Below are 14,249 nucleotides of genomic sequence, written 5' to 3'. Positions count from 1 at the left end.
TTTTCCGCCCTTCTCGTTTGTGAGGAGGGCTTACTTTATGGTAAAATGGTTTTATGAATAAAAGAATGAATGAGTTAGTCGCCTTGCTCAATCGCTATGCGACTGAATATTATACCAGCGATAATCCGTCGGTTTCAGACAGTGAGTATGATCGCCTTTACCGAGAGTTGGTTGAGTTAGAAACTGCCTATCCAGATCAAGTGTTAGCAGACAGTCCGACCCATCGTGTTGGTGGCAAGGTTTTAGATGGTTTTGAAAAATATAGTCATCAGTATCCTCTTTATAGTTTGCAGGATGCTTTTTCACGTGAGGAGCTTGAAGCTTTTGATGCGCGTGTTCGTAAGGAAGTAGCTCATCCAACCTATATTTGTGAACTGAAAATCGATGGCTTATCTATCTCGCTGACGTATGAAAAGGGGATTTTAGTTGCTGGAGCAACGCGTGGAGATGGTTCTATTGGAGAAAATATCACAGAAAATCTCAAGCGTGTCAAGGACATTCCCTTAACTTTGCCAGAAGAACTAGATATCACAGTTCGTGGGGAATGTTATATGCCACGCGCTTCTTTTGACCAGGTCAACCAAGCTCGCCAAGAAAATGGAGAGCCTGAATTTGCCAATCCTCGTAATGCGGCGGCAGGAACTCTGCGACAGTTGGATACAGCAGTAGTAGCCAAGCGCAATCTTGCAACGTTTCTCTATCAAGAAGCCAGTCCTTCAACCCGTGATAGCCAAGAAAAGGTTTTGAAGCACCTTGAACAACTTGGTTTTGTAGTTAATCCAAAGCGAATCTTGGCTGAGAATATAGATGAAATATGGGATTTTATCCAAGAAGTAGGACAAGAACGGGAATATCTGCCTTATGATATTGATGGGGTGGTAATCAAGGTCAACGACTTAGCAAGCCAAGGAGAACTTGGATTTACTGTTAAGGCTCCAAAGTGGGCAGTAGCCTACAAGTTCCCTGCTGAAGAAAAAGAAGCCCAACTTTTATCAGTTGACTGGACAGTTGGCCGTACCGGTGTTGTGACTCCGACTGCAAATCTGACTCCAGTACAACTAGCGGGAACAACTGTTAGCCGTGCGACTCTACATAATGTGGATTATATTGCTGAAAAAGATATCCGCAAAGACGATACGGTCATTGTCTATAAGGCTGGGGACATCATCCCTGCCGTTTTATGTGTGGTAGAGTCCAAACGGATTTCTGAAGAGAAACTAGATATTCCTACAAACTGCCCAAGTTGTGACTCTGACTTATTGCATTTTGAAGATGAGGTGGCCCTGCGTTGTATCAATCCGCGTTGCCCTGCCCAAATTATGGAAGGGTTGATTCACTTTGCTTCTCGAGATGCCATGAATATTACAGGCCTTGGTCCATCTATTGTTGAGAAGCTTTTCGCTGCTAATTTAGTCAAGGATGTGGCGGATATTTACCGTTTGAAAGAAGAAGATTTCCTCCTTTTAGAGGGGGTCAAGGAAAAGTCCGCTACTAAACTGTATCAGGCCATCCAAGCTTCTAAGGAAAATTCTGCCGAGAAGCTCTTGTTTGGTTTGGGAATTCGTCATGTCGGAAGCAAGGCCAGTCAGCTCTTACTCCAACATTTCCACTCGATTGAAAATCTGGCTCAGGCAGCTCCAGAGGAAGTGGCTAGTATTGAAAGTCTAGGTGGTGTGATTGCCAAGAGTCTTCAGACTTATTTTGCGACAGAAGGCTCTGAAATTCTCCTCAGAGAATTGAAAGAAGCTGGGGTCAATCTGGACTATAAAGGACAGATGGTAGTGGCAGATGCGGCCTTGTCAGGCTTGACCGTTGTATTGACTGGAAAATTGGAACGGCTCAAGCGCTCAGAAGCTAAAAGTAAACTCGAAAGTCTGGGTGCTAAGGTGACAGGCAGTGTTTCTAAAAAGACCGACCTCGTCGTGGCAGGTGCAGATGCTGGAAGTAAACTTCAAAAGGCACAAGAACTTGGTATTGAGGTTCGAGACGAAGCTTGGCTCGAAAGTCTGTAATGATCGTTTAAAAGCAGAGTTTAGACAGTATGACAATACTTGTTAATTGGAACAAAACCTGTTAAGCATTTATTAGTGAAATAGAAACAAATTAAGAAGGAAGAATAAAAAATGTTTAATTACCCTATGCGTATTCATTACCATCGCAAGAATGGAGAATATGACACTTGCTCTTTTGTAAAAAGTCAGGACCAGCGAATTGATTTACTGACCTACAAAGAAGATTATTTTGGTGCTTCATTTAGTTTTGAACATCCAAGTGCCCACGCTTTGGAAAGCTTGAATTTTGTGGTTCATACAGGTCAAAACAGTAAAGAATATGCTATCCGTTTTAATCACTATCCTCTTTTGACAGAGGTATGGATTTTGGAAGGGGATGATAGAATTTATTATTCTGAAAATCCTGCTATTGCCAGTCCTTTCTATAAAAATCAAAATCCTTTTGCCTTTGATAAGGCTATTAACAGTGCTAGTTTTGACCATCATTGGGGTTACCAAGGGGAATTGGGTTGCCGTGTAGAGGACAATCAGGCTCATTTTGCCCTTTGGGCTCCAACAGCGACAGAAGTGCAGGTTGTGGTTTATGAATCAGCTGCTAACGATGCTCCAGTTTGGAAAATATTTGATATGGAGAGAGGAAATAGCTACTCTTATAACCATAAAGACAATACAATCGGTGTCTGGAGTTTGGATGTTGAGGAAGATTTGACTGGTAAGGCTTATCAGTATCAAGTCCAATTCCCCCATCACCAAACACTGACACGCGACCCTTACACCATCGCAACCAGTCCTGATGGCAAACGTTCAGCTATCCTGAATCATGCAGAAAAGCAAGTTGCAAACTTCGAGGTCAAGCATGGATCTGAGGCTACTTGGCGTTTGACTAATCCATGTAAGGCAGTTATTTGTGAAATGCACATTCGTGATTTGACCAAATCACCGACCTCAGGTGTAGACGAACATCTTCGAGGAACTTTCTTGGGTGCTGCTCAGTCTGGAACAGTTAACCAGTACGGTCAGTCAACTGCTTTTGATTACATCAAGAATATAGGCTACAATTATGTTCAGTTGCAACCAATTGCAGACCGTCATAAAGAATATGATGCGGATGGGAATGTAACCTACAACTGGGGTTATGATCCACAAAACTATAACGCACCAGAAACCAGCCTTTCAACTAATCCAGATGATCCAGCTCAGGTTATTCGTGATTTGAAAACGATGGTTCAAGCCTATCACGATGCGGGCATTGGTGTTATTATGGATGTAGTCTATAACCACACCTTCTCAGTTGTTGATGCGCCATTCCAAACAACTGTTCCTGATTACTATTATCGTATGAATCCAGACGGGACCTTCCAGAATGGAACGGGTGTTGGAAATGAAACAGCCAGTGAACACGAAATGTTCCGCAAGTATATGATTGATTCTCTTCTGTACTGGGTACAGGAATACAATATTGACGGCTTCCGTTTTGACTTGATGGGAATTCATGATGTCAAGACTATGCAGATGATTCGTCAGAGCTTGGATGAAATAGATCCTAACATTATCCTTTATGGAGAAGGATGGGATATGGGAACAGGTCTTGCGCCTTATGATAAGGCCAAGAAGGACAATGCCTACCAGATGCCAAACATTGGTTTCTTTAATGACAATCAGCGTGATGCTGTCAAAGGTGGAGAAGTCTACGGTGCTATCAAGTCAGGTTTTGTTAGTGGTGCTGCGACAGAGCCTATTCTAGCCAAAGCAATTCTAGGCAGTCGTGAATTAGGAACCTATACACATCCAAATCAAGTGCTTAACTATGTGGAAGCCCATGACAATTACAATCTTCATGATTTGTTGGCAACCCTACATCCAGACCAAAGTTCAGAGCAAATTATGCGCAAGGTCGAAACTGCCACAGCCATGAATCTACTCATGCAGGGGATGGCCTTTATGGAAATTGGTCAAGAATTTGGTCGTACCAAACTAGTTGCGACTGGCGAAAATGGTGAGTTGACCCATGATGATAGAGAGCGTGCTATGAATAGCTATAATGCTCCAGACAGTGTGAATCAAGTCAACTGGGACTTGCTTAATGAGCGTCAAGACAGCATTGACTTTATCCGTCAGATGATTCGATTGAAGACAGAAACCAGTGCCTTTTCTTACCCTACTTATGATGACATTTACCATCATGTCTTTGTTCATTCAGCCCACGAACATAGCGGTTGGATTATCTATGAGATTCATGGTGAAGAACATCTATTGGTTGTCTTTAATGCTAAAGGGCAAGATTTCCAGTTTGAAAATGCAGGAAATCTCGAACTCTTGGTGACGAATAGCCATTTAGCTGATAAAGACATGGTTGGTGGTGTTAGTGCCAGCGTCTTTAAAGTCTTGTAGAGTAGATTTACAATTTAAATTCATTTGCAGTACCGTTTCTCTTAAAACAATAAAATCAGGAAATTCGTTTCCTGGTTTATTTTTTTACTTAAAATCACATTTTTGTTAGGAAAATAACGAACTTTATGATAGTATTATAAAAAAACAATTCGTTTTCAAAGCGTTTCTGAAAATTTCTTGATTTACAAGTGAACACATCAGTGAATTTGTTGAAGACTTTCAAAAGATTTTTTTGTAAATTCCGTAATTTACTTGAATCTTCCCTAAAAAGGTAGTATAATAAATCTATAGAAAACGCTTACAGAATTAGGAGGGTGTATGGATAAGAAACAAGCTTTAGAAACCTTTGTGACAGGTGAAAATTTTCACCTCCAGCACTATCTGGGAGCTCATAGGGAAGAAAAAAATGGAGAGTATGGCTATACTTTTCGTGTGTGGGCGCCTAATGCTCAGGCTGTTCACTTGGTAGGGGATTTCACCAATTGGGTTGAAAATCAAATTCCGATGGAACGGAATGAATTTGGAGTCTGGGAAGTCTTTACTAGTCTTGCTCAAGAAGGCCAAATTTATAAGTACCATATCACGCGTGCAAATGGTCATCAGCTGATGAAGATTGACCCTTTGGCTGTTCGATATGAGGCACGACCTGGTACTGGGGCTATTTTAACAGATATTCCAGAAAAGAAATGGAAGGATGGCCTCTGGCTAGCCCGTAGAAAACGCTTGAGCTTTGAAGAGCGTCCTGTCAATATTTATGAGGCTCATGCTGGCTCTTGGAAGAGAAATCCGGATGGCAGCCCCTATAGTTTTGCTCAATTGAAAGATGAACTCATTCCTTACTTGGTTGAGATGAATTATACTCACATTGAGTTTATGCCCCTGATGTCTCACCCACTAGGTTTGAGTTGGGGCTATCAGCTTATGGGTTACTTTGCTCTTGAGCATGCCTATGGTCGTCCTGAAGAGTTTCAAGATTTTGTTGAAGAATGTCACTTAAATAACATTGGCGTTATTGTAGATTGGGTACCTGGTCACTTTACTATCAATGATGATGCCTTGGCCTATTATGATGGAACACCGACTTTTGAATACCAAGACCATAATAAGGCTCATAACTACGGTTGGGGAGCACTTAATTTTGATCTTGGAAAGAATGAAGTCCAGTCTTTCTTGATCTCTAGTATTAAGTTCTGGATTGATTTTTATCATTTAGATGGTATTCGCGTGGATGCGGTTAGCAACATGCTTTATCTTGACTACGATGATGCTCCATGGACTCCTAATAAAGATGGTGGCAATCTCAACTATGAGGGTTATTATTTCCTTCAACGCTTGAATGATGTGATTAAACTAGTTCATCCAGACGTTATGATGATAGCTGAGGAAAGTTCATCTGCTACTCAGATTACTGACACTAAGGATTCAGATGGTCTTGGGTTTGACTATAAATGGAATATGGGTTGGATGAATGACATTCTCCGTTTCTATGAAGAAGATCCGATTTATCGTAAATATGACTTTAACCTGGTGACTTTCAGCTTTATGTATGTCTTCAAGGAGAATTATCTCCTACCATTCTCGCACGATGAAGTGGTTCATGGCAAAAAGAGTATGATGCACAAGATGTGGGGAGATCGCTACAATCAATTCGCAGGCTTGCGCAATCTCTACACTTACCAAATTTGTCACCCAGGTAAAAAATTGCTCTTCATGGGTAGTGAATATGGGCAATTTCTAGAATGGAAATCTGAAGAACAGTTGGAATGGTCTAACCTAGAAGATCCAATGAATGCTAAGATGAAGTATTTCACTTCTCAGCTAAATCAGTTTTACAAAGACCACCGCTGTCTGTGGGAAATTGATACCAGCTATGATGGTATTGAAATCATCGATGCGGATAATCGAGACCAGAGTGTTCTTTCCTTCATCCGTAAGGGTAAGAAGGATGATATGTTAGTCTGTGTCTTTAATATGGCACCTGTTGAACGAAAAGATTTTACAATCGGACTACCTGTTGCAGGGATCTACGAAGAAGTCTGGAATACTGAATTAGAAGAGTGGGGCGGTGTCTGGAAAGAACATAACCAAACTGTTCAAACGCAAGAAGGACTATGGAAAGATTATGAGCAAACCTTGACCTTTACCCTACCGGCTATGGGAGCAAGTATATGGAAAATCAAGCGTCGCTTGAAACCTACTAAAACTGTCACAAGTAAAAACCAAAAAGGAGTAGAAAATGAAGAATGAAATGTTAGCTTTGATTCTTGCTGGTGGGCAAGGAACTCGTCTCGGTAAACTCACTCAAAGCATCGCAAAACCAGCTGTGCAATTTGGTGGGCGCTACCGTATCATTGACTTTGCTCTTTCAAACTGTGCCAACTCAGGCATCAACAATGTTGGAGTCATTACACAGTACCAACCACTTGCTCTCAATAACCATATTGGGAACGGTTCAAGCTGGGGACTAGACGGTATCAATTCTGGTGTCTCTATTCTTCAACCTTATTCTGCAAGTGAAGGAAATCGTTGGTTTGAGGGGACTAGCCACGCAATCTACCAAAATATCGACTATATCGACAGTGTTAATCCTGAGTATGTTTTGATTCTATCTGGGGACCACATCTACAAAATGGATTATGATGATATGCTTCAGTCTCATAAGGATAATAATGCCAGCTTGACAGTAGCAGTTCTTGATGTTCCTCTTAAAGAAGCAAGTCGTTTTGGTATCATGAATACAGATGCAAACAATCGCATTGTTGAATTTGAAGAAAAACCAGCTCAACCTAAATCTACCAAAGCTTCTATGGGGATTTATATCTTTGATTGGCAACGTCTTCGCAATATGCTTGTTGCTGCTGAAAAGAGCAATGTCGATATGTCAGACTTCGGTAAAAATGTCATTCCAAATTACCTTGAGTCAGGTGAAAGTGTCTATGCTTATGAATTTAGTGGTTACTGGAAAGATGTTGGTACTATTGAGTCGCTTTGGGAAGCCAACATGGAGTACATTTCTCCAGAAAATGCCTTGGACAGTCGTAACCGTCAATGGAAGATTTACTCAAGAAACTTAATTTCACCACCCAACTTCCTTGGGGCAAATGCTCATGTGGAAGATTCTTTGGTTGTTGATGGCTGTTTCGTAGATGGAACTGTTAAACATTCTATCCTTTCAACAGGAGCGCAAGTTCGCGAAGGGGCAGAAGTAGTAGATTCAGTTATCATGAGTGGAGCGATTGTTGGTCAGGGAGCTAAAATCAAACGTGCTATTATTGGTGAAGGTGCAGTTATTTCCGATGGTGTCGAAATTGATGGAACAGAAGAAGTACAAGTTGTAGGATATGATGAAGTAGTGGGGGTAGCAACAGATGAAGATTGATAAATATTCTGCCATTTTAGGAAACACAGTTGGTTTTCATGATATGTCAACATTGACAGATCACCGTCCAGTAGCTAGTTTGCCATTTGGTGGGAAATATCGCTTGATTGACTTCCCGCTTTCAAGTCTTGCTAATGCTGGTGTCCGTAGTATCTTTGGTATTTTCCAACAAGACAATATCAGTTCAGTCTTTGACCATATCCGTTCTGGGCGTGAGTGGGGCTTATCAACTCTTCTTAGCCACTACTATCTAGGTATTTACAATACCCGTGTGGAAAGTAGCACAGTTGGAAAAGAATACTACCAACAGCTTCTTACTTATTTGAAACGTTCTGGGTCAAACCAAACGGTTGCCCTAAACTGCGATGTTCTGATTAATATTGATTTGAATCAAGTATTCCACCTACATAATGCAGCAAAAGGGCCTATCACTGTAGTTTATAAAAAACTAGCTAAAAAAGATATTTCAGAAGTAAATGCAATCTTAGAAGTGGATGAAACAGACCATGTCCGTTCTCATAAACTTTTTGATAGCAAGTCAACAGATGAAGTTTACAACATGTCTACAGATATCTTCGTAGTTGATACACCGTGGTTGATTGAACGCTTGGAAGAAGAAGCTAAGAAAGAACATCCAGAGAAATTGCGCTATGTATTACGTGATTTAGCTGCTAAAGAAGGAGCTTTTGCCTACGAGTACACAGGTTATCTGGCAAATATTCATTCTGTAGAGTCTTATTACCAAGCTAACAAAGATATGCTTGAATCTCAAAAATTCTACTCACTCTTCTCACCAAACCAAAAGATTTATACAAAGGTTAAGAATGAAGAACCAACTTACTACGCTAACACATCTAAGGTAAGCACTTCTCAGTTTGCTTCTGGTAGTATCATTGAGGGTCAAGTGGATAATTCTGTTTTATCACGTAATATTCATGTACATAAGGATAGCTTGGTTAAAGATAGCCTACTCTTCCCTCGTGTCGTTATTGGAGAAGGTGCTCAAGTCGAATATGCTATCTTGGATAAGGGTGTTGAAGTTGCGGATGGCGTTGTGATTCGAGGAACTGCAGAACATCCAGTTGTCGTTAAGAAAGGTGCTAAAGTAACAGAGGATATTCATTCATGAAAATTTTATTTGTAGCAGCTGAGGGTGCACCCTTTTCAAAAACAGGTGGTTTGGGAGACGTCATTGGCGCTCTTCCTAAATCACTGGTAAAAGCTGGACATGAAGTTGCAGTGATTTTACCCTACTATGACATGGTAGAGGCTAAATTTGGAGATCAGATTGAAGATGTTCTTCATTTTGAAGTGAGTGTTGGTTGGCGCAGACAGTATTGTGGAATTAAGAAAACCGTCTTAAACGGTGTAACCTTCTACTTTATTGACAACCAATATTATTTCTTCCGTGGTCATGTTTACGGTGATTTTGATGACGGAGAACGCTTTGCTTTCTTCCAACTTGCTGCCATTGAGGCTATGGAAAGAATTGACTTTATCCCTGACCTTCTCCATGTTCATGACTACCATACAGCTATGATTCCGTTCTTGTTAAAGGAAAAATACCGTTGGATTCAAGCCTATCATGGAATTAAAACTGTTTTAACCATTCATAATTTGGAATTCCAAGGACAATTCTCAGAAGGAATGTTATGGGATTTGTTTGGAGTTGGCTTTGAACGTTATGCTGATGGCACCCTTCGCTGGAACAACTGTCTGAACTGGATGAAGGCTGGAATTCTTTACGCAGACCGTGTGTCAACCGTTTCGCCTAGCTATGCTCATGAAATTATGACTAGTCAGTTCGGATGTAACTTGGATCAGATTCTTCGAATGGAGTCTGGTAAAGTTTCTGGTATCGTGAATGGGATTGATGCTGACCTGTATAATCCTCAGACGGATGCTCTATTAGATTATCATTTTAATCAGGAAGATTTGTCTGGTAAAGCTCAGAACAAGGCGAAATTACAAGAGAGAGTTGGATTGCCAGTTAGATCTGACGTTTCTCTGGTGGGAATTGTTTCTCGTTTGACACGTCAAAAAGGTTTTGATGTGGTGGTGGAAAGTCTGCACCATCTCTTGCAAAATGATGTTCAGATTGTTCTTTTGGGAACTGGTGATCCAGCATTTGCAGGAGCTTTCTCATGGTTTGCTCAGATCTATCCAGACAAGCTATCAGCAAATATCACTTTTGATGTCAAACTAGCTCAAGAAATCTACGCCGCTTGTGACCTCTTCCTCATGCCAAGTCGTTTTGAACCATGTGGCTTGTCTCAAATGATGGCGATGCGTTACGGAACCTTGCCATTGGTCCATGAAGTTGGTGGCTTGCGAGATACCGTTAAAGCCTTCAATCCAATCGAAGGAAGCGGTACTGGCTTTAGCTTTGACAATCTATCTCCTTACTGGTTGAATTGGACTTTCCAAACAGCTTTGGATTTGTATAGAAACCATCCTGACGTTTGGAGAAACTTACAAAAACAAGCTATGGAGTGTGATTTCTCATGGGATACAGCCTGCAAGTCATACCTAGACTTGTACCAAAGCTTAGTTAACTAATAGATAAAATCGTATGATGACTTCATACGATTTTTAGGCTATTTAGAGAGGAGAACTGATGTCTCAAGTAAAAGGTTTGTGTGTTGTGGATGTTGATGGAACCTTAATCCTAGAAGAAGTGATTAATCTTTTGGGTAGAGAGGCAGGTTGTGAGGAGGAAATTTCGCAGATTACAAGTCGGGCAATGCGAGGAGAGTTAGACTTTGAAAGCAGTTTAAGAAAAAGAGTGTCCTTGCTGGAAGGTCTTCCTGTTTCGGTCTTTGATAAAGTTTTCAACTCCATTCATCTATCGCCAAATGCACAGAAATTTATCTCTATTCTCCAAAAGAATGGAATCCTAGTCGGTCTGGTGTCAGGTGGTTTTACACCAATAGTTGCGAGATTAGCAAAATCACTTGGTATTACCTATTTCTCTGCCAACCAACTGGAAGTCAAAGGTGGCTTTCTAACAGGGAAATTAGTTGGACAAATTATCAGTCCTCAGGTCAAAAAAGAGACTCTGGAAAAATGGAGAGAGAAACTAAAACTTCCTAAAGAAAGAACGATTGCAATCGGTGACGGGGCTAATGATTTATTGATGTTGAAGTCAGCGGGATTGGGAATTGCCTTTTGTGCCAAAGAAGTGCTCAAAAAAGAAATACCGAATCATGTTGACAAGAGGGATTTTTTAGAAGTTCTTCCTTTGATTGACTGTTTAGAATGAGGGAAAATATGAAGATTGTAATTGCACCAGATTCATTTAAGGAAAGCTTGTCCGCTCAACAGGTAGCTGAAGCAATAAAAAGAGGCTTCCAACAATCGATAGCAGATGTAGACTGTCTCCTCTGCCCTGTTGGTGATGGGGGAGAAGGTACAGTAGATGCTATTCGACATTCTCTCGATCTTGAAGAAAAATGGTTCCAAGTGACAGGACCTTTTGGACAAAAAGAAGCCATGCGCTATTTTCAAAAAGGGGAACTGGTGCTATTTGAAGTTGCTGATTTAGTTGGCCTTGAAAAGATTCCGCTAGAGAAACGAAATCCACTTAAAATCCAAACTCGTGGTATTGGAGAGTTGATTCGTCATCTCATTGCTCAAGGGATTAAAGAAATCTATATCGGCGTTGGTGGCACTGCCAGTAATGACGGAGGAATTGGGATCGCTGCTGGATTGGGTTATCAATTTTATGATAAGGATGGAAATGTATTGCCTGCTTACGGTCAGTCCTTATTAAACTTAGCTTCTGTTTCAACAGAAAATCGCTATGAAATTCCTGAAGATGTTCAAATTCGTATTTTAGCAGATGTCGTAAGTCCCTTATGCGGTCATCAAGGTGCGACTTACACTTTTGGCAAGCAAAAAGGCCTACATCCTACTATGTTTGCAGTCGTAGATCAGGCAATCCAAGATTTTTATGAAAAAGCCTCACCTGTAACATTGGAAATTAAAGGAGCAGGAGCTGGGGGAGGCCTTGCTGGCGGTTTGTGTGCCTTTGCTCAGGCAAATATCGTGTCTGGAATTGATACCTGCTTGAACTTAATCAACTTTGATAAGAAAGTTTTACATGCTGACTTGGTAGTTGTAGGAGAAGGAAGGCTAGATCGTCAAAGCCTAGCAGGTAAAGCGCCTATTGGTGTTGCAAAAAGAACCCCTGTCGGAGTTCCTGTCATTGCTATTTGTGGTAGTATTGCTGAGGATTTACCTTCCCTACCATTTGAGAATATCCAAGCGGCTTTTTCAATTTTGGAGAAAAGTGAACCTCTAGAAGATAGTTTGAAAAATGCCAGTCTTTATCTGGAGCGCACGGTTGCCAATATAGGGCATTTATTAAATATGCGCAATATTTAGCCAAACCATTTCTTCCAGATGGATGTTTTGGCTGGTTCTTCCTTTTTATCTTCCCAAAGTTTTGCAAAAGCAAGTCGAAGGTCCTTTTCTTCTACTTGTACTGGTGCATTGCTATGGATAATCAGGCCAAAAGGAGAAGAAGTATGCTCTTCGGATACGATGGTAGCTTGACTATCAGTTTCTTTAGATTCTTTTAAGTAGAAAACTTGCTTGTCAAATTCGATATTTGGTGAAATCTTCACAAATAGTGGTTCTGCTTTTTCCTGAAGATTTTCTAAAATAGATAAAAAGCCTTTTTCTAACTGAGGGCTATTTGCTGTGTCAATATCTGCATATCCAAGAACTCTTTCCTCAAAAGTGCCAAGATAGCGTCTTTGCTCATCTGGATTTAATTTTGCTCCACCATGAGCTTTTTCAAGTAATTGTTTTGATAAATCTGTCATGAAAACAGTATATCATAAAAGTTAGAATAAAACAGACAAAAGAAAGCGATTACTTTATAAAGTTAAGGAAAATTTGCACAAAGATAACGTTTTTTCTTGAAAAAGGAGGGGTTTTAAGGTATTATAGAGGTGTAAAAAATTTAACTCATAAGGAGAGTAAAAAATGTCAATTATTACTGATGTTTACGCTCGCGAAGTCCTAGACTCACGCGGTAACCCAACACTTGAAGTAGAAGTTTACACTGAATCAGGTGCTTTCGGACGTGGTATGGTTCCATCAGGAGCTTCTACTGGTGAACACGAAGCAGTTGAACTTCGCGACGGTGACAAATCTCGTTACGGTGGTCTTGGTACACAAAAAGCTGTTGACAACGTAAACAACATCATTGCTGAAGCAATCATCGGCTACGATGTACGTGACCAACAAGCTATCGACCGTGCTATGATCGCACTTGACGGTACTCCTAACAAAGGTAAATTGGGTGCTAACGCAATCCTTGGTGTGTCTATCGCTGTAGCTCGTGCTGCTGCTGACTACCTTGAAATCCCACTTTACAGCTACCTTGGTGGATTCAACACTAAAGTTCTTCCAACTCCAATGATGAACATCATCAACGGTGGTTCTCACTCAGATGCTCCTATCGCATTCCAAGAGTTCATGATCTTGCCAGTTGGTGCTCCAACATTTAAAGAAGCTCTTCGTTACGGTGCTGAAATCTTCCACGCTCTTAAGAAAATCCTTAAATCACGTGGTTTGGAAACTGCCGTAGGTGACGAAGGTGGATTCGCTCCTCGTTTCGAAGGAACTGAAGACGGTGTTGAAACTATCCTTGCTGCGATTGAAGCTGCTGGATACGTTCCAGGTAAAGACGTATTTATCGGATTTGACTGTGCTTCATCAGAATTCTACGATAAAGAACGTAAAGTATACGACTACACTAAATTTGAAGGTGAAGGCGCTGCTGTTCGTACATCTGCAGAACAAATCGACTACCTTGAAGAATTGGTTAACAAATACCCAATCATCACTATCGAAGATGGTATGGATGAAAACGACTGGGATGGTTGGAAAGCTCTTACTGAACGTCTTGGTAAGAAAGTACAACTTGTTGGTGATGACTTCTTCGTAACAAACACTGACTACCTTGCACGTGGTATCCAAGAAGGTGCTGCTAACTCAATCCTTATCAAAGTTAACCAAATCGGTACTCTTACTGAAACTTTTGAAGCTATCGAAATGGCTAAAGAAGCTGGTTACACTGCCGTTGTATCACACCGTTCAGGTGAAACTGAAGATTCAACAATCGCTGACATCGCAGTTGCAACTAACGCAGGACAAATCAAGACTGGTTCACTTTCACGTACAGACCGTATCGCTAAATACAACCAATTGCTTCGCATCGAAGATCAACTTGGTGAAGTAGCTGAATACCGTGGATTGAAATCATTCTACAACTTGAAAAAATAATCTAATTTCTAGATTAGATGGCGTAAAGCCTTTAAAATAAGCACTTTGGGGCGCTTTCCCTTAGTGCTTTTTCTTATTTTACTACCCTTTTAGGGCTCTTTGTCAACTGTAGTGGGTTGAAAAAAGCTAACATCTGGAGAGGACGATCGTCGTTCTCTCCATTTTTATAT

10 protein-coding genes are annotated in these 14,249 nt (G+C 40.8%); 9 read left to right on the top strand and 1 reads right to left on the bottom strand.

The genetic code is table 11. From position 1 onward, the window contains the following. Window positions 1-53 precede the first annotated feature (53 nt). The 8 genes from ligA (at window position 54) to M1F37_RS03565 (ending at window position 12,168) form a co-directional block, all read left to right on the top strand. Complete coding sequence (gene ligA / locus M1F37_RS03600) at window positions 54-2,012, top strand: NAD-dependent DNA ligase LigA (RefSeq protein WP_247934756.1); 1,959 nt, start codon at window positions 54-56, stop codon at window positions 2,010-2,012. Window positions 2,013-2,123: 111 nt separating this feature from the next. Then, window positions 2,124-4,403 carry a type I pullulanase gene (gene pulA / locus M1F37_RS03595; protein ID WP_247934755.1) on the top strand — a complete coding sequence of 760 codons (2,280 nt, stop codon included), beginning with the start codon at window positions 2,124-2,126 and terminating at the stop codon, window positions 4,401-4,403. A gap of 318 nt (window positions 4,404-4,721) precedes the next feature. Next, a complete protein-coding gene (gene glgB, locus M1F37_RS03590; protein WP_247934754.1) occupies window positions 4,722-6,650 on the top strand; it encodes a 1,4-alpha-glucan branching protein GlgB in 1,929 nt (642 codons plus the stop codon). Further along, entirely contained in the window at window positions 6,640-7,782 is a 1,143-nt protein-coding gene (locus tag M1F37_RS03585; RefSeq protein ID WP_247934753.1) for a glucose-1-phosphate adenylyltransferase, read from the top strand. The genes glgB and M1F37_RS03585 overlap by 11 nt, the downstream gene beginning before the upstream one ends. Continuing rightward, window positions 7,772-8,911 (top strand): glucose-1-phosphate adenylyltransferase subunit GlgD, encoded by a 1,140-nt coding sequence (glgD, locus tag M1F37_RS03580; protein WP_247934752.1) that lies wholly within the window; start codon window positions 7,772-7,774, stop codon window positions 8,909-8,911. Before M1F37_RS03585 ends, glgD begins: the two co-directional genes overlap by 11 nt. After that, complete coding sequence (glgA, locus tag M1F37_RS03575; protein WP_247934751.1) at window positions 8,908-10,341, top strand: glycogen synthase GlgA; 1,434 nt, start codon at window positions 8,908-8,910, stop codon at window positions 10,339-10,341. Before glgD ends, glgA begins: the two co-directional genes overlap by 4 nt. A 58-nt stretch (window positions 10,342-10,399) precedes the next feature. Further along, window positions 10,400-11,044 carry a phosphoserine phosphatase SerB gene (serB, locus tag M1F37_RS03570; protein WP_247934750.1) on the top strand — a complete coding sequence of 215 codons (645 nt, stop codon included), beginning with the start codon at window positions 10,400-10,402 and terminating at the stop codon, window positions 11,042-11,044. 8 nt (window positions 11,045-11,052) lie between these two features. Then, window positions 11,053-12,168, top strand: coding sequence for a glycerate kinase (locus tag M1F37_RS03565; RefSeq protein WP_247934749.1), 1,116 nt, complete (start codon window positions 11,053-11,055; stop codon window positions 12,166-12,168). On the opposite strand, the gene M1F37_RS03560 is transcribed toward M1F37_RS03565, so the two are convergent. Further along, window positions 12,165-12,611: a DUF1694 domain-containing protein gene (locus tag M1F37_RS03560; RefSeq protein WP_247934748.1), complete on the bottom strand. Its 447-nt coding sequence runs from the start codon at window positions 12,609-12,611 to the stop codon at window positions 12,165-12,167. The two genes, M1F37_RS03565 and M1F37_RS03560, sit on opposite strands and share 4 nt — an antisense overlap. 163 nt (window positions 12,612-12,774) lie before the next feature. Between M1F37_RS03560 and eno the strand changes: the two genes are divergently transcribed. Next, the gene (gene eno, locus M1F37_RS03555) at window positions 12,775-14,079 is read left to right on the top strand and encodes a surface-displayed alpha-enolase (protein ID WP_000022813.1); all 1,305 of its coding nucleotides are present in this window, start codon (window positions 12,775-12,777) and stop codon (window positions 14,077-14,079) included. Window positions 14,080-14,249: the final 170 nt, after the last annotated feature.

Origin of the sequence: Streptococcus mitis, from assembly GCF_023109105.1 — a bacterium.
Lineage (GTDB): Bacteria > Bacillota > Bacilli > Lactobacillales > Streptococcaceae > Streptococcus > Streptococcus mitis_BW.
Note: the sequence above shows the minus strand (reverse complement) of the source record. Positions and strands in the feature narration are given on the sequence as shown.